This is a genomic window from Sphingobacterium ginsenosidimutans, assembly GCF_039536865.1.
Lineage (GTDB): Bacteria > Bacteroidota > Bacteroidia > Sphingobacteriales > Sphingobacteriaceae > Sphingobacterium > Sphingobacterium detergens.
This window is the reverse complement of record NZ_BAAAZK010000009.1, coordinates 79,013-99,722: the sequence shown is the minus strand read 5'-3', so window position 1 is coordinate 99,722 and position 20,710 is coordinate 79,013. Positions and strand designations below refer to the sequence as shown.

The window sequence follows — 20,710 nt, the reverse complement described above, 5'->3', positions numbered from 1 at the left end:
AATGAAAAAATATACTTACACAGAGTCAAAAGATACACGTTCAGGTTTTGGTGCTGGCTTATTGGAAGCTGGAAAACAAAATGAAAATGTGGTAGCATTATGTGCTGATTTGATCGGTTCATTGAAAATGAACGATTTTATCAAAGAATTCCCAGAACGCTTTTTCCAAATCGGTATTGCTGAAGCAAACATGATGGGCATCGCGGCTGGACTTACTATTGGTGGTAAAGTTCCTTTCACAGGTACTTTCGCCAACTTCTCTACAGGTCGTGTTTATGACCAAATCCGTCAATCTATCGCATACTCAGGTAAAAATGTAAAAATTGCTGCTTCTCATGCAGGATTAACCTTGGGTGAAGATGGTGCTACACACCAAATTTTGGAAGACATTGGATTGATGAAAATGTTACCTGGAATGACTGTAATCAACCCTTGTGACTTCAACCAAACAAAAGCAGCAACTATTGCGGCAGCGAAATTTGAAGGTCCGGTTTATTTACGTTTTGGTCGTCCGGTAGTTCCTAACTTTACTCCGGCTGATCAAGAATTTGTCATCGGAAAGGCCATCTTATTGAATGAAGGTACAGATGTGACCATCATCGCTACAGGTCACTTGGTATGGGAAGCCATCCAAGCGGGTGAAAAATTGGCAGAATTGGGTATCAACGCCGAAATCATCAATATCCATACGATCAAACCGTTGGACGAAGAAGCGATCTTGAAATCAGTTGCTAAAACGAAATGTGTCGTGACAGCTGAGGAGCACAACCGTCTTGGTGGATTGGGCGACAGCGTTGCGCAAGTACTAGCCAAAGAATTACCGAGCCCGCAAGAATATGTAGCGGTCAACGATAGTTTTGGTGAATCAGGTACTCCAGCTCAACTCATGGAAAAATACGGTTTGAACGCTGACGCTATCGTTGCTGCGGCTCAGAAAGTAATTAAAAGAAAATAACAAAACTACACAGGTCAATATATGGATGACGCTTTAATTATAGCAAAATTCGCCGAAGAAAGTACGCGAGAAGAAGCTTTCCGTTTATTGTTGAAAAAATATCAGCAAAAGATTTATTGGCATGTGCGGAGAATGGTAATCGATCACGATGATGCAGATGATGTCGTTCAGGATATTTTTGTCAAAGTATGGAAGAACCTTGGGAACTTCCGTGAAGACTCACAATTGTATACCTGGCTATATCGCATTGCAACAAACGAATGTATTACATTCTTAAATAAAAAAAAGCAAAAGCAGAACGTGTCGTTGGATGACGACACGACTGCTTACTTAGCAGAAACACTTGCTGATGGCAATTATTTTAATGGTGACAAAGCTCAAATGAAATTGCAACAAGCTTTATTAACATTGCCAGAGAAACAGAAATTAGTTTTCAATATGAAATATTTTGAAGACATGAAATATGAAGAGATTTCTGATGTACTCGGTACAAGTGTTGGTGCATTAAAAGCATCTTACCATTTGGCAGTAAAAAAAATAGAGGCTTTTTTTAACAACCACGATTAAACCTTTTAGCGAAATTCGGTTCTAACAAATACTATGAAGGAAAATAGCACATATCATGATGGGCTGGAATCTAATCATCTTCCAGAATCATTGCGTGAAAATCCTTTTGGCGTGCCTGAAAATTATTTCAGTGATTTAGAATCTAAAATAATAGCGCAAGTCAAATGGATAGCATGCAAAGATGATTCTGTATTTGAGGTTCCTGATGGGTACTTTGATTCGCTCCCTGATGTTGTGCTGAGCAAAATAGCAGCTGACTCCCTCAAAGCTCAAGTCGCTGGAGATGGCTTCGCTATGCCTGAACAGTATTCAGATAAACTAACAGAAAATATCTTTCATCGAATTTCGGAAGAAAACTTAAAAGAAAAAATCCAATCGGATGGTTTCGATCTTCCTGTGGATTATCATGCAGATCTTGAAGATACTATTTTCGCTCGTGTTGCAGAAGCCGAATTGAAGGAAGTTATCTCAACGGATGGTTTCGACCTTCCTGTAGAATATCATTCAGATCTTGAAGAAACTATTTTCGCTCGTGTTGCGGAAGCAGAATTGAAGGAAGTTATCTCAACAGATGGTTTCGATCTTCCAGTAAATTATCATGCGGATCTTGAAGAAACTATTTTCGCTCGTATTGCGGAAGCAGAATTGAAGGAAGTTATTTCAACGGATGGTTTCGACCTTCCTGTAGATTATCATGCGGATCTTGAAGAAACTGTTTTCGCTCGTGTTGCAGAAGAAAAATTAAAAGATACGGTTCCTGTTACAGGTTTTGACCTGCCACCACATTATTTTGATACGCTTTCAGGCAAAATTATCGGTGCTATTCAGGATATAAAAGAAGAAAGAGATTCAACTCCGATCCGTCGCTTAGGAAAGCCAAAAAAATGGTATACTCGATATGCTGTAGCGGCTTCGTTTACAGCCATGTTAGGTCTAGGTGGGTATTGGGGTTATCAATTCCAGCAGCAAAATACGATCGCACAAGATAATGTAGCCGAGGAACAGCTCAGTCAACATTTATCTGAAATACCCAAGCAGGAAATTATTAATTACCTTTCGGCTTCGGCTTCAGGTGATGACATAATATATATGTCCCAATATACGGATGAAACAAATCTTCCAACGAAAGGATTTGGCACTAACATATCTAAACAAGAGATAGAAGATTATCTAAACTATACCTTATAATGATGTTCAACAAAAAAAACATATGGATAACATTGTTCTTTAGTATATTTTCTATTGCCTTGGGCTTTGCGCAAGACAAAAATCGATTTCAAGCTATTGAAAATGAAAAGATAGCTTATATTACTAAGGAACTAGATTTAACACCCAAAGAAGCACAGCAATTCTTTCCACTCTATAATGAATATAGCCAAACATTATGGGATATCCGGAAAGAAAAACTAAATGGAGCCCCTAAAAACAGTTTTAGAGGTGGATCGAGGGATGTATTGCAATATGATGCCAAAGAAGTACAAATAAAAAAGGAGTACCGCGCAAAATTTGCCAAGGTGATAGGCAACGCCCGGGCTTCACAATTCTTTGAAGTAGAACAGGAATTTAGGGAACATCTCTATAAATCTTTACAAAATAGAGGGAGATAATCTCAAAAATAAAAAAGAAGTCTTCAAGACTTCTTTTTTATTTTCGGACATTTGTATAATCATGCTAAGCAATAGAGAATTATTTTTGATGAACACTGCTCAAACCTCTAGCTCACCTAGGTTGGTTGAAGTGGTTAAGGCCGAGGGTGTCTACCTTTATGGGCCAAATGGGGAAGAATATATGGATCTTGTCTCCGGTTTTAATGTGAGTAATATCGGGCATCGTCACCCCAAAGTACTCGAAGCAATAAAGGCTCAGCTCGATCAATATTTGCATGTCACCGTTTATGGTGAATTTGTACAAGCTCCCCAAGTCCAGTTTGCGACAGAATTACTGGCGGAATTACCTTCAAATTTTCAATCGGTATATCTGACCAACAGTGGTGCAGAAGCTGTCGAAGGGTCTATGAAAATAGCCAAGAAATATACTGGGCGGAGACAGATTATCGCTGCAAAAAAGGCCTACCATGGAAGTACACAAGGTGCACTTAGCCTTATCGGGAACGATGAATACCGTCAGGCTTATGCCCCACTCCTTCCAGAAATAGACTTTATTACGTTTAATGATCCGCAAGACTTAACGAAAATTACAACTGAAACAGCCGCTGTGATCCTAGAGGCTATTCAAGGAGAGGCTGGTGTCAGAGTCCCCGATGTGGCCTATATGCAAGCGGTAAGAAAACGTTGTGACGAGACTGGCACCCTGTTGATTTTCGATGAAATCCAGACCGGTTTTGGTCGTACAGGAAAATTGTTTGCCTTCGAACATTTCGGTATTGTACCTGATATCCTGATGTTGGCCAAAGGCATTGGTGGCGGTATGCCATTGGGCGCCTTCGTTGCCGCTAAAGAAGTAATGGATGTCATTAAAGACAATCCGATGTTGGGTCATATCACCACATTCGGAGGACATCCCGTGAGCTGTGCCGCTGCACGTGCATCACTCGCAGTGATCAAATCGGAAAAACTGGTTGAACAGGTTGCCCATAAGGCCAACTTATTTAGAGAAAAGCTCAGCCATCCAACAATTAAAGAAATCCGAGGTCAAGGCCTTATGATGTGCTTACAATTGGACAACTTTGATCAGGTTTATAATGTCAGTAAATACTGTGCGGAGCAGGGTGTCATGATTGACTGGTATCTTCACTGTGAAACAGCACTTCGTGTGGCTCCACCATTGACCATTACGGATGCTGAAATTGAAAAAGCCTGTAACATCATTATAAAAGGTTTGGAAAAGTATGCTTAAAGTATGTAACTTTAAGCATAACAAAAACCTAATAATGAGCACAAACCGCAGATCATTTATCAAAAAAAGTATCATTGGAGCTGGTCTTTTGACTGGAGCCAATTTATTGGGCAACGAAGCTTATGCCTATGAGGATAGTTTCAAATCTTCAAAAATAAGTTTGAATGACGAAGATATCATCCTATTTCAGGGGGATTCTATTACGGATGTAGGCCGCGATAGGAATAACAGAAATCCCAATGACACCAAGGCCCTAGGTCAAGGTTATGCCTTGTTGGCTGCAAGCGAATTATTGAATAAATATGCCGCAAAGAAACTGAAGGTTCATAATACTGGAATTAGTGGCAATCGTGTTCCCGACCTTCAAAAACGTTGGGCGGAGGATACATTGGCATTCAAACCAACTGTATTAAGTATCTTGATCGGCGTAAATGATTTTTGGCGAACGATAGACCGCGGAGCCAAAACGACTGTTGAAGAATATAAATCGCAGTACCAGCAATTGTTGCAGGAGACATTACAAAATCTTCCGAATGTTAAACTGATTATTGGAGAACCTTTTGCTGTAAAAGGGGTAGGCCATATCACGGATGCTTGGTACCCCAAATTTTTAGCTTATCAAGAGACCGCACGTAATGTTGCAAAAGAGTTCAACGCGATACTCCTTCCTTATCAAAAAATCTTTGACAATGCCCAAAAGACTGCCCCAGGAGCCTATTGGGCAGCGGATGGTGTGCACCCCACCCTTGCTGGAGCGCAACTGATGGCAGCAGCCTGGATGGACTGTATCAAATAGTATAAAGAGAAAACTATACAAAAAGTAAAAGTCCCTGAGAATTGATTAATCAAAAGAGGTTTTAAAGGGATACAAATAAAACTAAAGAAAAGCGGGAGTGTCCAAAAAGATTGGATACTCCCGCTTTTTAATATATCATATTCTAAATCTCTTTATAGGGTGTTTTCTGTAGATTAGGAAGAAAATAGGCGACGACACCGATTAAGGGTAAATACGAACACAGATGGTAAATAAATTCGATGGACGTATGATCCGCCTGCCATCCGAGTACCGCAGACCCGATTCCCCCCATGCCAAATGCAAATCCATAAAACAAACCAGAAACCATACCCAGCTTCTTAGGCAATAACTCCTGTGCATATACGATAATTGCAGGAAACGCAGATGACAATATTAATCCGATGATCACAATAAGTATCCCCGTCATTGTGAGGCCAACATAGGGTAAGGCCAATGCAAAGGGGGCCACCCCTAAAACGGAAAACCAAATCACATATTTCCGTCCAAAACGATCTCCGAATGCTCCACCTAGCAAGGTCCCCACCGCAACGGCAATCAGAAAATAAAACAGGTACACCTGTGCTTCCACCTCATTGATCCCAAACTTTTTCATCGTGTAAAACTGAAAATAATTAGTAATACTTGCGATATAGAAATATTTGGAAACGATCAACAACAATAGGATAATGACAGTTGCGACAATACGTGAATTGGGAAGATCTGGAACACGAATATTCCTTTTTGTTGATCTCGAAACATTTGCAAGTCGACGCTTATACCAGGTGCCGATATAATAGGAAATAAACTGGCCAACAAGTGTAAATAAGCACATCCAGGCAACAGCTTGCTGTCCTCGAGGTAAGACCAGAAAAGCAACTATAATAGGTGCTAGAGCTGTCCCTGCATTCCCACCGATCTGAAAAATGGACTGTGCCATACTCCTTCTACCACCTGAAGCCATGTAAGCCACACGTGAAGACTCCGGATGGAAAATTGAGGAGCCAATCCCAACGAGAAAAACGGAGAACAATATCCATGCATAGCTATGTGCCTGGGAAAACAACAACATGCCCACAAGCGAAAAGGACATACCGATAATCTGTGAATACGGAACAGGATGTTTGTCCGTAAATGAGCCGACAACAGGTTGAAAAATTGAAGCGGCAATCTGATATACTAATGTAATCATCCCCACTTGAGAAAAACTCAGGTGATGCTCTTCTTTTAATAAAGGGTATGTGGCAGGAATTACAGCCTGAATAAGATCATTCAGCAAGTGCACCATACTCACGGCAAACAAAATAGAAAAAATAGGTCTAGTTTCTTTTTCTTTGATCATGATTTCGCTTTAAATTAAAAAGGTCGATTTATTCAAATCAACCTATATATCTGCATTTATTTATAATACACGTACCAACAGTCCTTTGAGGTATTCTCCTTCTGGAAAGGAAGCCCTAACAGGATGATCTTCGGGTTGATGGAATTGTCGAATAAACTGTATCTCTTTACCAGCGTCCAATGCGGCCCAGGCAAGCACCTGTTTAAAAGTGTCCATATCCATTGCTCCGGAGCATGAAAATGTCGCCAATAACCCACCACTATTCAACAGCATTAAACCCCGACGATTTAAATCTTTATAAGCCCGCGACGCTCTTTCCAAAGCTGAACGGGAAGGTGCATACTTTGGAGGATCTAAGACGATCAAATCGAATTTTTCACCCTCATCTACAAACTTACGCAATTGCTTATTGACGTCAGACAAAATTGCTTTATGCCGACTTGGCTCAAACCCGTTTTCGGCTACATTTTTTTCAAGAGTTTCAATCGCCAGCGCAGAGCTATCTACGGACACAACTTCACTTGCACCTGCTTTTAAGCTATTCAGTGTAAATCCACCAGAATAACAGAAACAATCCAATACCCTTTTATCAGCAACATACTGCGCTGTCAATAACCTATTCTCACGCTGGTCACAATAGAAACCTGACTTTTGCCCATCGATGATATTTACCTTATAATGAAGGCCATTTTCGATGACGTCCACAAATTCAGGTGGTACCTCGCCAGACAAAAGACCATTTGTGTCTGGTAGGCCCTCATGCTCACGAGATTTCAGATCACTACGTTCATAGATTCCAGTAGGATTTAACAGCGTATTTAACTCTGCAATAATGATATCTTTAACCTTTTCTACTCCTACAGAATGGACCTGAATAGAAATAAAATCAGCATACTTATCCACGATTAATCCCGGAAGAAAGTCTGCCTCGGCAAAAATCAAACGAACGGTATTGGTAATGCCTTCCTGCAGCAAATGTTGTCTAGCTGCCACCGCCTTTTGAATACGGGTGCGCCACCAATCCGCATCAATCTGAGCTTGCGGATTCCATTCCAGTAAGCGGATAGCCACCCGCGAACTATTGTGAAACAATCCGTATGCAATAAACTCACGCTCGGCATTGTAAACCCCTACAATTTCGCCATCTTCAATCTTATCGGACAATGATTTAATTGCTCCGGAAAATACCCAAGGATGCAATTGCCAGGCAGCTTTATCCTTACCCTTATTCAAATAAACTGATTTCATTACTGCAAAATTAACTTATTATTTCGACATCCAAATGAAACATACGATATAAATAGCATAAGCAACAAAAACAGTGAATACCTAAGCCATAATCGATAAAAGCTAGTTTATAAAAACACTATCCAAAAAGTGAAAGCCTCCCAAGAATTAAAGATTTAAAAAGAGATTATAGGAGAAACTACGAATAGAGAAAAAGGGGGACGCTCAAAAAGATCGCCCCCTTCGCGTTTAGTTATGGTTGATTAGATATCTTTTGAACGCTTCGAAGTTTACCGCCAAAGGTTCCGCTAATTTTTCTTTTCCCTGCAACGCTTCCGCACCGGCTGGCAATACAATTTTTGCGAACACATCGGCATCTATTGCATCTGGGAATTTACAAGGATGTGCAGTCGATAAGAATACCGAAGCATAAGTACCTGGATGATCATTCGCATAAGCCTGTGCACCTAACCAAGCGATAGCGGTATGGGGACAGGCAATATAATTTGCATCTTGAACAAGTCTGTCCATCCCAGCTTTTGTTTCCTCGTCAGTAAAGGTATAAGAAGAGAGCATAGCTTTTAACTCCGCCAGATTACCTGCAAAAAGATCCTGAATACGCACCCAATTGCTTGGGTCTCCAACATCCATAGCATTACTCAATGTCTGAATGGAAGGTTTAGGCGCATATTGTCCCGAAGAAAGGAATCGTGACACTGTATCGTTGACATTTGTCGCTGCCACAAAATGTTTGACAGGAAGTCCCATTTTATAAGCTAATAAACCTGCCCCAATATTCCCAAAATTACCACTTGGCACAGTAAATACCACTTCATTGATCCCTTGGGATCTTAGTTGCGCATAGGCATAAAAGTAATAAAAGGTCTGTGGGATCAATCGGGCAATATTAATTGAATTGGCCGATGTCAACCGCAAAGTTTGATTGAGTTCGGCATCATTAAAAGCCTGCTTCACAAGTGCCTGACAGTCGTCAAACGTGCCATCTACCTCTAATGCGCGTATATTTTGTCCATTTGTAGTCAGCTGGAGTTCCTGCACCTCGGAAACTTTGCCCTTGGGGTATAATATTGTAACACGGGTTCCCTCTACTCCTAGGAAGCCTAAGGCTACCGCTCCTCCTGTATCTCCAGAAGTTGCGACAAGTACGTCCAGCAACTTATCATCGGATTTAGAAAAATACGCCATGATACGGCTCATAAACCGGGCTCCAAAATCCTTGAAGGCATAAGAAGGCCCGTGAAATAGCTCTAAAACAGCTGTACTGTTGTTTAGGAATTTTACGGGTGCCTCAAAATTAATCGCATCATCAACAATCTTCTTTAGATCTGGTTTAGGAATATCATTGCCCAAAAGAGTTGAAGCAACCTCCAGAGCAATTTCCTGTAAAGAATATTGTTGTATATTTTTGATAAACAATGGATCCAATTGCGGAATTTGCTCAGGCATATACAAGCCTTTATCCGCTGGCAGCGAATTAAACACTGCGTCTTTAAAAGAAACAGCTAATGTCTTATTATTTGTACTGTAAAATTTCATCTTTTAATACTTATTTGATGTACATCTATTCTGATTAATCAAAAAGAGTACATTATACGATTTTTATGCAATCAGTAAGATACTTTGCACCTTGCTTAGTTTTTACGCGCATGGTACAGTAAAATTTCTAATTTAACACCCTTGGTCCTTCGACATTTACCTTTGACACATAACCAAAGCTCTCAATTTCATTTTCTTTGAGATGCGCCTGAATTCTGTCTGCAATATTTTTTGCGATTTGCTCATCCCGTGTAATCGCGACTACGGAGGGGCCTGAACCGGATATCCCGAAACTCAAGGCACCATGCTGTAGAGCGATTTCCTTCATTTCATAAAATTGTGGAATCAGAATCGCGCGTGTGGGTTCAATCAGAATATCCTTCATACTGCGTGCAATCAGATCATAATCTTCCATAAATAAAGCCGCAACCAAGCCGGCAATATTGCCCCATTGTGTTACTGCATCTTTTAATAGGACTTTATCTTTAATTAATTGTCGGGCATCACGTGTAGGGACATCTACTTGTGGAAATACCACGGCTGCGACTAACTCCTTTGGTGAAGGAATTGAAATAACATCTAAAGGTTCGTTCCCTCTAATCAACGTGATACCTCCATAAAGCGCCGGTGCAACATTATCAGCATGTCCGGTGCCACAGGCCAACCGTTCACCCTCAACACAAAATGGTAAAAGTTCTTCTTTTGTCAATGGACTGCCAAGCATAACATTAATCGCAAAGAGCCCAGCCACCGTACTCGCGGCACTGGATCCCAAGCCTGAGCCGATTGGCATGTGCTTGTGCAACTCAATTTCAACACCTACTTTCGAAGCAATATTTAGCGCCTGCAACAGGTACTGAACGCAAGCCGAAACGGTATTTTTGCTCGGGTCGAGCGGGAGTCTACCGTCATCTCCTGTAATTTGCTTGATAGTCACTCCGGGTTGCTCCTTACGTCGCATGATCACCTCATCTCCAGGCTGCTCTACAGCAAAGCCCAGTATATCAAAACCACAGATCATATTCGCTACAGTTGCGGGAGCAAATACCCGAACTTCGGGTAACATCTTGTCTAAATCGATTACTTTACCTTTTAGATATTCTACATTTAAATTATTGGCCATTACTTCAGTCGTTATTTCCTCTAAAATAGTTTTATGCACCTACGTTAACTAAATCTGCAAAGACACCCGCAGCAGTCACTTCTGCTCCAGCCCCCGGCCCTTTGACAACCAAAGGACGCTCTTTATACCGTTCTGTCGTAAATGAAATAATATTATCACTACCCGACAGCGCATAAAAAGGATGATTTTCATCTACAAATTGGATCGCAATGGAAACCTTTCCATGCTCCAGTTTTCCGATATAACGGATTACTTTGTTCTCGCGGGCAGCGCGCGCTTTCATATCTTCAAAATAGGCATTCTCATTTTGTAATTCCGCATAGAAGGAATCTACTGTCTCAGCTTTCAGGCAAGCTGCGGGAAGAATTGGTCCAAGGTCTACGTCTTCCGCTTCGACAGGATAACCTGCGTCCCTAGCTAAAATCAACATTTTACGCATAAAGTCTATTCCCCCCAGATCATCTCTTGGATCCGGTTCGGTATAGCCTAATTCTTGTGCTTGCTTTACAACATTAAAAAACGTAGCATCGTCTTTGAAATTGTTAAAGATGTAAGATATAGTACCTGAAAGAATAGCCTCGATCTTTAAGATACGGTCACCACTGAACATCAAGTCTTTAAGAACCCTTACAATAGGCAATCCGGCCCCAACATTGGTTTCATAGAAGAAGTCCACGCCATGTTTATGTGCCGTATCGCGAAGCGTCTTATATTGTGCATATTTTCCAGAATTCGCGATTTTGTTACAGGTTACGATGGAGATATTGGACTTAAAGATATCTTCATAATATGTTGCCGGCAATTTACTCGCTGTATTATCAATGAAAACACAGTTCGGCAAGTTCAGGGCTTTCATTTTCTCGATAAACAAAGCAAGATCTGCCTCGGAACCATTTTTCTCGAGTTCAGCTGACCAATTATTTAGTTCCACACCTTCGGTATTGAACAACATTTTACGACTATTGGAAATTCCAACAACTTTGATCTCAATATCATTTTTATCGAGCAGAAAATCGTGCTGATCCTCTAATTGTTTAAATAGCGTCGCACCGATATTACCTGTACCGATATTAAACACATGCAATGTTTTTTTCAGTTCCGCAAAAAAAGCATCATGAACAGCGTTGAGCGCTTTGGCCAAATCTTCTTTACCGATGATGACCGAAATATTGTATTCGGATGAGCCTTGTGCTATTGCCCGGACATTGATACCGTTCCTTCCAAGTGCAGAAAATAACCTACCAGACATTCCCGGAGTCCGTTTCATATTTTCACCGACAATGGCCAATACAGAAAGATTTTCCTCGATAGCGGGGATGACCAATTTATTCGCCTGAATTTCCAATTCGAATTCTATTTCGATCAACTGGATCGCACGCTTTGCATCCGATGGGTTGACCGCAAAGGTGATACTGTGTTCGGAAGAAGATTGTGTAATCAATACAACATTGATTTGTTCCCTAGCCAACAGTGTAAAAAGGCGTCCGCTAAACCCTGACTTGCCGATCATTCCTGATCCACTTAGATTGATCACAGAAATATCCGAAATAGAAGAAATCCCTTTGATCGGTAGTGCCGTTTTTCCACTATCAAATTGGATCACTGTACCTGAGAAATCAGGTTCAAAAGTATTGCGAATAACAATTGGGATTTTTCTCAAAAATGCCGGGATCATGGTGGGTGGGTAGATGACCTTAGCACCAAAATAAGATAGTTCCATTGCCTCAGTATAGGAAAGTACGGGGAGTGAGAAGGCTTTTTTCACGATCCGGGGATCAGCGGTCAGCATTCCGTTAACGTCAGTCCATATTTCGATCGCCGTAGCATCCAATATTGACCCAAAGATAGCGGCTGTATAGTCCGATCCGCCACGTCCTAAGGTGGTAATGCGACCATTCTCGTTGCTCCCAATAAAGCCAGTCACAAACAGCAGCTTGTCACCATGAGTGATATACATCGATTTCACAAGCTGCTCGGTCAATGCCTCATTTAAATGGGCATTCCCGAAATTCGAATCAGTCTTTACATAGTGTGAGGCATCTATAAATAAAGCCTCCGGTATGTATTGTTCCATGACTTTAGAAACCATATAATTGGAACAGCGCTCGCCATAACTGAGAATCAAGTCTTTACTTTGATTGCTCAATTCTCTCAGTGCAAAAATCCCCTGGAGAAGATCCTCGATCTCATTGAAAAATAACTTAAGTTTCGTGAAAACAGGATTTTGGAACTTTACTGCGAGAAGTTCTTTCACAACTGCAAAATGTTTATCTTCCAAAGATTTAAGTCCATCCGAAAAGGACTTCCCTTCAGCTGCGTCTTCTGCCAATTGGGTTAGTAAATTTGTTACACCCGACATCGCGGATAATACCACAAGGGGCTTTTCCTTAGCATCGTAGGATTTCTTGACAATACTTAAGACTGCTTTGAGACTTTCTACTGTTCCGACTGAAGTTCCTCCAAATTTTAAAACTTTCATACTGATCTATACTGTTTGTTTAGTTTGATTTATGCGACAAAAAAAAGCGCTTTCCCTTTTGAGGAAAGCGCTTCGAAATATTGTGTCTACAATTATATACAATGAAACTACTTCCTCCTGAGTTTTATCCCGGTGGTAATAATAATCGTTGTAATAATTGTGTTTGTGTTCATTGTTTTTGCTTATGTATTGTAAATATAGAACAAATATTATCACATTCCTAAAGAAAATTAATATTTTTTTTCAGTTTCACAAAAACAAGCCTTAAAGAATGGTATTCTAGCAGAACACCCCTATTCTTGGGAGTCTGAAACCACCACCTACTTGTAGTAGAAGTTCGACAGACCGATTAAATTTCAATATCTCCAAAAAGCGTTAAGAAAGATGTTAAAATTGTTAAAATTTCGTTAAATAGCTTTAAAAAAATTTGACCTTAAACTGATATTGTATTATATTCGCAACAGTGCTGTCCAAAATAGATGACAGTATTGAATTTTAAAAGTTAAATGTTGTACAAAAAAGCGATTTAATGAAAACAAAGAAATTTATAGCGTCAATGCTATTTATCGGCTTATGTCTAGTGTCGCAGGCACAAACCAACAGAAACTCCAAACCTGAATCAGATCCTGATAACCTTGCTAAAGAATACTTCTCACAAATTATGGGTGTTGCAGTCTCAGCAACAACAAACACAAAACTTTATCAATTTGTTTACGAATGGCTAGGTACTCCATACCGTTTGGGCGGAGATTCAAAACGAGGCATTGATTGTTCTAAATTTTCTTACGAATTATATGACAAAGTATTTAACACGTCATTGGGTTACAATAGTCGTAACCAGTATTCGCAAGTAAAGACTGTAGAGAAGAATGAGTTGAAAGCAGGGGATTTGGTATTCTTTAAAATCAGAAGTAGAAGCATTACGCATGTGGGTGTTTATATTGGTGACAATAAATTTGCTCATGCTTCTTCCAGCAAGGGTGTTATGATCAGCAATTTGGACGAACCATACTGGAGACGCTACTATTATAACGGTGGACGTTTACCAGAAGACAATAAATCGCTTACTGCCGAAATATTGAAAGCAGAAAAAGATAATAAACTGAACTAGAGGTTCAGTTATCGACATAAAAAAGTCCAAAGCTTTAAACGGCTTTGGGCTTTTTTTATACAATTTAATATCCTATTTTTACCCTATAATCATTGAAATACTATTATGTCTTCAAAGAAAACGCTCATCTTAAATAAAGAACAAATAAAACAGAAGTCTATCCGTATTGCCTATCAGATTTTAGAAGACAATTTTGAAGACGAAACACTTGTTTTGGTTGGGATTGCCGATCGGGGTTATGTATTTGCGCAACGCCTGCAGGCGATATTAAAGGATATCTCAGACAAGGAAATTCTTTTGATTAAAGTTACCATGAAGAAAACAAGCCGCTCTTTGAGTGCTGGTACAGACTTACCTGTTGATATTGCAAAAGACAAAACAATCATCTTGGTTGATGATGTATTAAATAGTGGTAGAGCACTGGCCTATGGTTTGGGTGTGTTTCTCAATGTTCCATTAAGGAAGATGAGAACAGCGGTCTTGATCGATCGGAGCCATCACAAGTTCCCAATCTTTAGTGACTACTATGGCACCAAATTGTCTACCATCCTAAAAGAACATGTCACTGTTACCCTAGAGGAATTTGATAACGAAGAAGATGCAGCATGGTTAGTATAACCATGTTGCTATTTCTTTGACACTTTCAATTTCATTCCCGGTTTAATCCGGCTTCCATTCAGATCATTATCGCTTTTTAGCCGGCTAACAGATACACCGTTTTTGTCAGCAATTTGGGATAAGGTATCACCCTTTTTAACCACATAATATGCTGTACGGCTAGCAGCTCGTTGTTGACTCTTCTTAACCGATTTTTCAGCATTATGCGCTAATTTAGCATTAACAAAATTATCTTCCTTCTTGATCAATAAATTTTGCCCCGGTACGATTTTATTTCCGCGTAGGTTGTTCCAGGACTTTATATCCTGAACAGTAACCTCAAATTTTTCAGCTACTGAAGCAAATGTTTCCCCGACTTTCACCTTATATTTTCCATCTTTTAAAAGTTCCGTAGGTTCGTTAGTGCCCGAACTAGCCATCACTGAAGTGGGTATAGGTGTATTGAGGGCAGCATATAGCTCCTCTGTAGCTATTTTCTTATCCAATACAGGCAAAACTAATCTTAATGGTGCTTCTTCGGTACCGTTTAAAATATTCTTCTTAAAGCTAGGATTTAGTGCGCGGAGGGTTTCTTTGGATACATCTAAAGCTGCTGCTATCTGATTTAACGAGATCCTTTTGTTGATGTCTAATGCTTGGGTTCTCAGAGAGAGCTCTGTATCAGCTGCATTTATATTGTTTTCCTCGGCATACTTCATCGCATAAGTCATAGCAATGAATTTGGGAATATAGTTTTGTGTTTGTTGTGTCAGATAGGGAGCGATGTCCCAAAAAGTAGGCTTGTCTTTACCCGAACGTTGAATCGCTCGTCCAACAGCACCTTTTCCACCATTGTATGATGCGATTGCCAAAAGCCAGTCACCATATTCGTCATAAGCTTCTTTCAAGATTTTCGCGATCGCGTAACTGGAAGCGATGGGATCCATACGCTGGTCAGTATAACTATCTACGGTCAGGTTATAAGTCTTTGCCTCATAATACATCAACTGCCATAATCCAGTAGCGCCAGCACTTGAAATATCTCGTGGATTCAAAGACGATTCAACCACACTCAGATATTTCAGATCTCTAGGCACACCAACCTCATCCATGATGCGATCAAACATTGGAAAGTAATACTGTCCAAGTCCCATCATTCTACACATATAAGGATTGTAATTGTTGGAGGTGTATTTGGAGATCAGGTTTTTCACCTGTGGAGAGTAATTTAAGGGTACTTCTCGTTCGATTGCTTTGAGTTTGCGAACGAGCTGTATTTCTTCTTCGGTAATGGTGGAATCATCCTGTCGACTATTTCCCGAAGATTTGACACTGTCCAGGTATTGATAAATCTCCTGTTTTTCCCTATCAATCCTTCCTTGGATAACCTGATGTGTGGCTTCTCTCATGCCTTCTACAGCGCTTTCTTGAGCCATGATAGGCAGCACATAGCACAGCCCTCCTAGTATTGAAATTAACGTCTGTTTTCCGATCATAAATTTACTGTTAAATCCAGGTCTGATTTTTCTTCTTAAAAAATCAACAATAATCTAAACGCTTAGAAACGGATTTTAGTATAAAAATGGTTCTGGCCTATTCAGCTATAGGTCCAGGATAAAACAAAATACGATTTTGTGAGTAACAAAATCGTATTTATGCTATATGGGATAAAATTACCCTTACTTGTTATCTTCTACTTCAGATTTCTTTTCAGCCGAAGAATCTTCTTTTTGACCTTCTTTGAATTCTTTCACCCCCTTACCCAATCCGCGCATCAACTCAGGAATCTTCTTACCTCCGAATAACAGTAACAATGCTATTACAATGAGGATAATCTCATTCGCTCCCAAACCCATGATTAAAAATGATGTTGACATATCTATAATTTCTTGTTTTTCAATTCTTTTAAACTAAATCTATTCTCCCTCTTTACAAATGTAGTGATAATTATTAAATATAGTAATTATTTCTTATCTCGCCAACCACGACATCGGATTCAATGGTGTTGATCCCTGATAAACAGAGAAGTCGACCATTGGTACACCTGTATCTGAATCCACATCTGCCGTACCGATTGTTTGACCTGTACTTACCTTCTGTCCCTTAGAAACACTGACACTACCTAAGTTATTATATACTGTAAAGTACTCACCGTGTTTAATCATCACAATGCGTTGTCCATACATCGTCAGCACACTACTTACCTCGCCTGCAAAAACCGCTTTAACTGCAGCCCCGCTGGACGTTTGTATTTTCACCGACTCATGATCCCAGTTCACATTTCTACCTACGCTTTCACCACCAAAACCTTGCATAACTTTCGCATTCGAAACCGGCCAAGGCAAGCTACCTCGATTAGATCTAAAATCATTTGAAAGCTTGATCGCTTCCGGTGTGCTGCGTAAGACCTCAGAATCTGTTTTCCGTGCGGTATTACTACTTTTTGTACTCGTACTGTTTTTACCTTTCGAAGCATTTGCAGATTCATTTGCTTTCCGATTACGTTCTGCGGCTGCTTCGGCAGCACGACGAGCAGCTTCTGCACGTCTTCTTTCAGCTTCAATCTCTCTTCTAATGATTTCTTTGATAGCAGCATTGATCCGACGTTCTTCTTTTTGTTTTTGCGTGATATCTTTCTTCACACCACGTTCTGTAACAATGAGGTCACTCAATTGCCCAGAGTAAACAGAGCGTTGTTGAGAGATCGTTCTCTTTTCCGTTTCCTGCTCTTTCATCAATGCAACCTGCTTATTTCGGTCGGCTTGCAATTGTGCAATTTTTTGTTCGATCTGTTTCTTCGTATTCTCGATATCTGCAGCCTTTAATTTTCTTGAATCATTAAATTGCTGTAAATATTTTACGCGTCTAAATCCTTGATTAAAATCCTTCGAAGCAAAAATAAACATCAGTTTATTGTAGGCGTTACGATTACGAAAAGCAAACATGACCATCTTTTCATAATCACGTTTCATTTTTTCCAGTTCGGCCTTCAATTTATTTACTGCTGCTGTATTCGCATTAATATGTTTATTGATGACTGCTACCTCAGAAGTGATTGTATTTATCTTTTGTTCACGTAAATTGATCTGCTTACTCAAGGCTGTCACCTGTTGCTGTGTCAACGATTTTTCCTTGGCTATTTCTTTCACAGTATTCTGCAATTCAGCAATTTCGCGAGTAAGTTTCTCCCGTTGCTTTTCCAGCTCGGCTCTCGTCTGAGCAGCAGAAATACCAATCATCAAAATGAATGCTACTATACCAAATATCGTCTTTTTAAAGTTCATTTACAGTACTATTTATTTAGTGTTTGCTCCTTTCCTAACCCCATTTTTTTCATTTACAATAGCAAACTAAATGCGAAAGTAATAAATCTAATGGAAATAGATAACTTCTTATCGGATTACTTTATATCGCGATGACACTGAAAAAGGCATTTCAACAGGTTCATTAAATGTCACTTTGTTAAAATTAATCTCTGTTTTTATCTCCTGACGTCCATCTGAAATAATCATTTTTAGCAGCATCGGAAATTCCTGACCGGAAGCCATTGCATATTCCCCATAATTTGCTTCCAACAGTTGTTTTTTGGACAACTGTGACAGCCTGAACTGGTAGGGGCGATTATTGTTGTTCAGTTTATATAAGAAATCAAGTTCATTCAGTTTTCCATCCAACTGCACAGAATTTGGATCTTGTTTAAAATTCACCGCATCGATATCTGACAGTAGATTAACGGATATATTCGCCAAAAGTAAATCCTGTAGGTTAGAAAAAGTAAGATCAGGGCTTGCGAAACGATAGAGATAGTCGAATGGTTTGACCATATACTCATTCTGAAACTTATTCAGAATCTGCACACTATCCGGCGTAATTAAAACCCGGGCAACTTCAATTCCAAGGGTTGCTGAAATCGAAATCCAGATCCTTTTATCCTTTTCGATCCGGATATTGGAGGTAACATCAAACTTATCCTTACCCAGATCGAGACGCATTTTTGCCTTTCCGGAAAACGTCGAATAGCTTAAATTGGTCAAAAAAAGATTACGCAGTGTCGCTTTCTTTGCTTCACGTGTATTGTCTTTAATAACCAGTTCATTCTCTGATTTGAGATCTGCTCCTTTCAACAGTTTCTTTTTGGAGCTACAAGAAGAAAGCAAAGTCACCAGAATACCTACCCAAACAATTTTATTCCACATAGCTTTTTGTCTCAATCTTCCTTTTTACTTTTTGTTTACTTTCATCAGAATCCAGACCTTTTTCCAGTGCTAGATTCCATTGTTTGAGCGCTTCGCCGGTCTTACCCAATTTGACCAAAATATCACCATAATGCTCAAGTAAAACTGCTGTTGGTGGATTTGTATTTTTCATGGCTTTTTGAATCCAAACCAGTGCATCCTCATATTTACCGTCAGCAAATAAAACCCAAGCATAGGTATCTTCAAATGTTCCGTTGTTGGGTTGCAATTTAGTAGCCATTGCTGCATATTTTGTCGCTTCGTCCAGTCGCTCTTTTCTTAACGATAAATAGTACGCTAAATTGTTCATGGCAGTCACATTTGTGCTGTCCAATCGAATCGCCTCCATATAGGCAGCATCCGATTCTTTATACATCTTTAATGTATTGTAGATATCACCCAGTCCCCCATAGATATTCGCTTGTAAAAAAGGAGTTTCATCCTGCGCATTATTCAATGCCGCCTCCATAAACTTACGGCTATTCTCTGTATCCTTTTTCATCAGGTAGGCCATACTTGTGAAATAGAGTATGGTAGAATTATTGGCCACATAATGTAGGGCTTCCCCCCCATGGGCTATAGCTTGATCAAATTCTCCTTTATCCATATCCAGACTCATCAACATCCGCCACGCATCGATCTGATAAGGATTCATACTTACAGCCACTGCCAACGAGCTTTGTGCAGCTGTTTTATCTTCGTTCAGCCACAACACCTGCCCTTTGGCCATATGGCTCTCTGCAATCCGCGGGTGCACCTCTACTAAAATATTGGCTAATTCCAAAAGCTGCGCATTGGAATAGGGACTCTTAGGTCCCATCAAGGTCATGATAATTCTATTTTTGTCTCCGAAATCAATCTTTTTGGATTGAAATCCTTTTCTTAATGCATCAAATGATAATTTGTTTTTCTTATCTAACCGGTACAGGTCGGCCAAATCAAAATAAAGGAAGTCCTCCTGCGAAGTTTGAATACCCTTATTGATATATTCCAATGCAAGTTTTGAGTTTTTAGAAAGATTATAAGCCTGAGCCAATTGTCCGTATACCTGAGCTAATTTGGTACCTTTATCAGCCCAAGGTTTCAGGAGACCGATTACAGCATTGTAGTCTCCAGCATCATTCAACAGTACACTCCCCACCATATCAAGCGTATCGGAAGGGGTTTCGATTTCTTTTGTTTTAAGAAAATATTCGAGCGCTACGTCTTTATATCCGCCATTAAAAAGGAGCATGATACGTTCACGCTTCAATGAAGCTGTGTTATTTTCATCTATGTTGATCAATTTATCCAGATAGATCAGCGCGCTATCCGCATCATTTTTGCTTTTAAAGGCATCGACTGCGAAGCTTAGATACTCAGGTTTCTGTTGAATTCCTAGGGCTGCCTTTATGGCATCTATCGCAGCATCTTGATTTCGCATTTGGGCAAAAAGGATAGCCTTTGTGAAATAGATTTCATCTGCTTTTGGGTAATCCGCTAATATGGCATCTAAAGAATCTACACCAGGGCCGATTTTCCCTTGCTTTAATATTTCCTGTACATTTTTGAGCCGCGCATCGTAGGGTTTGCTCTTCTTCTCCAATGACTGGGCCTGCACTAGGCCGACTGTACCAAAAAGAAATCCGACAAAACCCAAAACAACTCGTTTATCTAAAAAATTCAATCTCATCTACTTCCACTAAATAATTAAAAATTCTTCCTGCAATATACTAACTAATGTAACAATATTCCTTCGAGGAAGTTGTAAAAATATTGAGATTGGCCCATCCAGTTAGAAACTTAGCTCGTTTTCAATAAAATAAGTGAAATAGATTTTAAAATATAGAATAATAGATGTACCTTTGCAGACCCTTGTGATAAGGGGA

Annotated in this window: 18 protein-coding genes; 8 read left to right on the top strand and 10 right to left on the bottom strand. The window is 39.8% G+C overall.

The features are described 5' to 3' along the window. The first annotated feature begins 1 nt into the window (after position 1). The 6 genes from ABFX33_RS23825 (at position 2) to ABFX33_RS23800 (ending at position 5,174) form a co-directional block, all read left to right on the top strand. Positions 2-955: a transketolase family protein gene (locus ABFX33_RS23825; protein WP_077437638.1), complete on the top strand. Its 954-nt coding sequence runs from the start codon at positions 2-4 to the stop codon at positions 953-955. Between the two features lie 21 nt (positions 956-976). Next, positions 977-1,522 carry an RNA polymerase sigma factor gene (locus ABFX33_RS23820; protein ID WP_077437639.1) on the top strand — a complete coding sequence of 182 codons (546 nt, stop codon included), beginning with the start codon at positions 977-979 and terminating at the stop codon, positions 1,520-1,522. Positions 1,523-1,555: 33 nt separating this feature from the next. Then, complete coding sequence (locus ABFX33_RS23815; protein WP_257087453.1) at positions 1,556-2,710, top strand: hypothetical protein; 1,155 nt, start codon at positions 1,556-1,558, stop codon at positions 2,708-2,710. Further along, positions 2,710-3,129, top strand: coding sequence for a hypothetical protein (locus ABFX33_RS23810; RefSeq protein ID WP_223581086.1), 420 nt, complete (start codon positions 2,710-2,712; stop codon positions 3,127-3,129). The genes ABFX33_RS23815 and ABFX33_RS23810 overlap by 1 nt, the downstream gene beginning before the upstream one ends. 61 nt (positions 3,130-3,190) lie before the next feature. After that, a complete protein-coding gene (locus ABFX33_RS23805; protein ID WP_346088693.1) occupies positions 3,191-4,378 on the top strand; it encodes an aspartate aminotransferase family protein in 1,188 nt (395 codons plus the stop codon). A 34-nt stretch (positions 4,379-4,412) separates the two neighbouring features. Beyond that, on the top strand, positions 4,413-5,174 hold the full coding sequence (locus tag ABFX33_RS23800) for an SGNH/GDSL hydrolase family protein (RefSeq protein WP_346088692.1): 762 nt from the start codon (positions 4,413-4,415) through the stop codon (positions 5,172-5,174). A gap of 142 nt (positions 5,175-5,316) precedes the next feature. Here the strand turns inward: ABFX33_RS23800 and ABFX33_RS23795 are convergent, their stop codons facing one another. From ABFX33_RS23795 to thrA, 5 genes are all read right to left on the bottom strand, one after another. After that, entirely contained in the window at positions 5,317-6,513 is a 1,197-nt protein-coding gene (locus tag ABFX33_RS23795) for an MFS transporter (RefSeq protein WP_120262256.1), read from the bottom strand. A gap of 60 nt (positions 6,514-6,573) precedes the next feature. After that, positions 6,574-7,761 (bottom strand): class I SAM-dependent rRNA methyltransferase, encoded by a 1,188-nt coding sequence (locus ABFX33_RS23790; protein ID WP_223581092.1) that lies wholly within the window; start codon positions 7,759-7,761, stop codon positions 6,574-6,576. A 228-nt stretch (positions 7,762-7,989) separates the two neighbouring features. Next, positions 7,990-9,297, bottom strand: coding sequence for a threonine synthase (gene thrC / locus ABFX33_RS23785; protein WP_346088689.1), 1,308 nt, complete (start codon positions 9,295-9,297; stop codon positions 7,990-7,992). A 127-nt stretch (positions 9,298-9,424) separates the two neighbouring features. Then, the gene (locus ABFX33_RS23780) at positions 9,425-10,363 is read right to left on the bottom strand and encodes a homoserine kinase (protein WP_120262276.1); all 939 of its coding nucleotides are present in this window, start codon (positions 10,361-10,363) and stop codon (positions 9,425-9,427) included. Positions 10,364-10,451: 88 nt separating this feature from the next. Continuing rightward, positions 10,452-12,899, bottom strand: a complete 2,448-nt coding sequence (thrA, locus tag ABFX33_RS23775) for a bifunctional aspartate kinase/homoserine dehydrogenase I (protein WP_346088688.1) — start codon at positions 12,897-12,899, stop codon at positions 10,452-10,454. 529 nt (positions 12,900-13,428) lie between these two features. Between thrA and ABFX33_RS23770 the strand changes: the two genes are divergently transcribed. Both ABFX33_RS23770 and ABFX33_RS23765 read left to right on the top strand, forming a co-directional pair. After that, on the top strand, positions 13,429-14,010 hold the full coding sequence (locus ABFX33_RS23770; RefSeq protein ID WP_120262252.1) for a C40 family peptidase: 582 nt from the start codon (positions 13,429-13,431) through the stop codon (positions 14,008-14,010). Positions 14,011-14,115: 105 nt separating this feature from the next. Continuing rightward, positions 14,116-14,628, top strand: a complete 513-nt coding sequence (locus ABFX33_RS23765; RefSeq protein WP_120262251.1) for a phosphoribosyltransferase family protein — start codon at positions 14,116-14,118, stop codon at positions 14,626-14,628. Between the two features lie 8 nt (positions 14,629-14,636). Here the strand turns inward: ABFX33_RS23765 and ABFX33_RS23760 are convergent, their stop codons facing one another. The 5 genes from ABFX33_RS23760 to ABFX33_RS23740 all read right to left on the bottom strand — a co-directional run bounded on the left by ABFX33_RS23760 (position 14,637) and on the right by ABFX33_RS23740 (position 20,514). Then, a complete protein-coding gene (locus tag ABFX33_RS23760) occupies positions 14,637-16,103 on the bottom strand; it encodes a LysM peptidoglycan-binding domain-containing protein (protein WP_346088687.1) in 1,467 nt (488 codons plus the stop codon). A gap of 183 nt (positions 16,104-16,286) precedes the next feature. After that, complete coding sequence (gene tatA, locus ABFX33_RS23755; protein ID WP_208642640.1) at positions 16,287-16,484, bottom strand: twin-arginine translocase TatA/TatE family subunit; 198 nt, start codon at positions 16,482-16,484, stop codon at positions 16,287-16,289. A 93-nt stretch (positions 16,485-16,577) separates the two neighbouring features. After that, complete coding sequence (locus ABFX33_RS23750) at positions 16,578-17,891, bottom strand: murein hydrolase activator EnvC family protein (protein WP_346088686.1); 1,314 nt, start codon at positions 17,889-17,891, stop codon at positions 16,578-16,580. 108 nt (positions 17,892-17,999) lie between these two features. Next, a complete protein-coding gene (lolB1, locus tag ABFX33_RS23745) occupies positions 18,000-18,803 on the bottom strand; it encodes a lipoprotein insertase outer membrane protein LolB1 (protein ID WP_346088684.1) in 804 nt (267 codons plus the stop codon). Beyond that, positions 18,793-20,514: a tetratricopeptide repeat protein gene (locus ABFX33_RS23740; protein ID WP_346088683.1), complete on the bottom strand. Its 1,722-nt coding sequence runs from the start codon at positions 20,512-20,514 to the stop codon at positions 18,793-18,795. Before ABFX33_RS23740 ends, lolB1 begins: the two co-directional genes overlap by 11 nt. Positions 20,515-20,710: the final 196 nt, after the last annotated feature.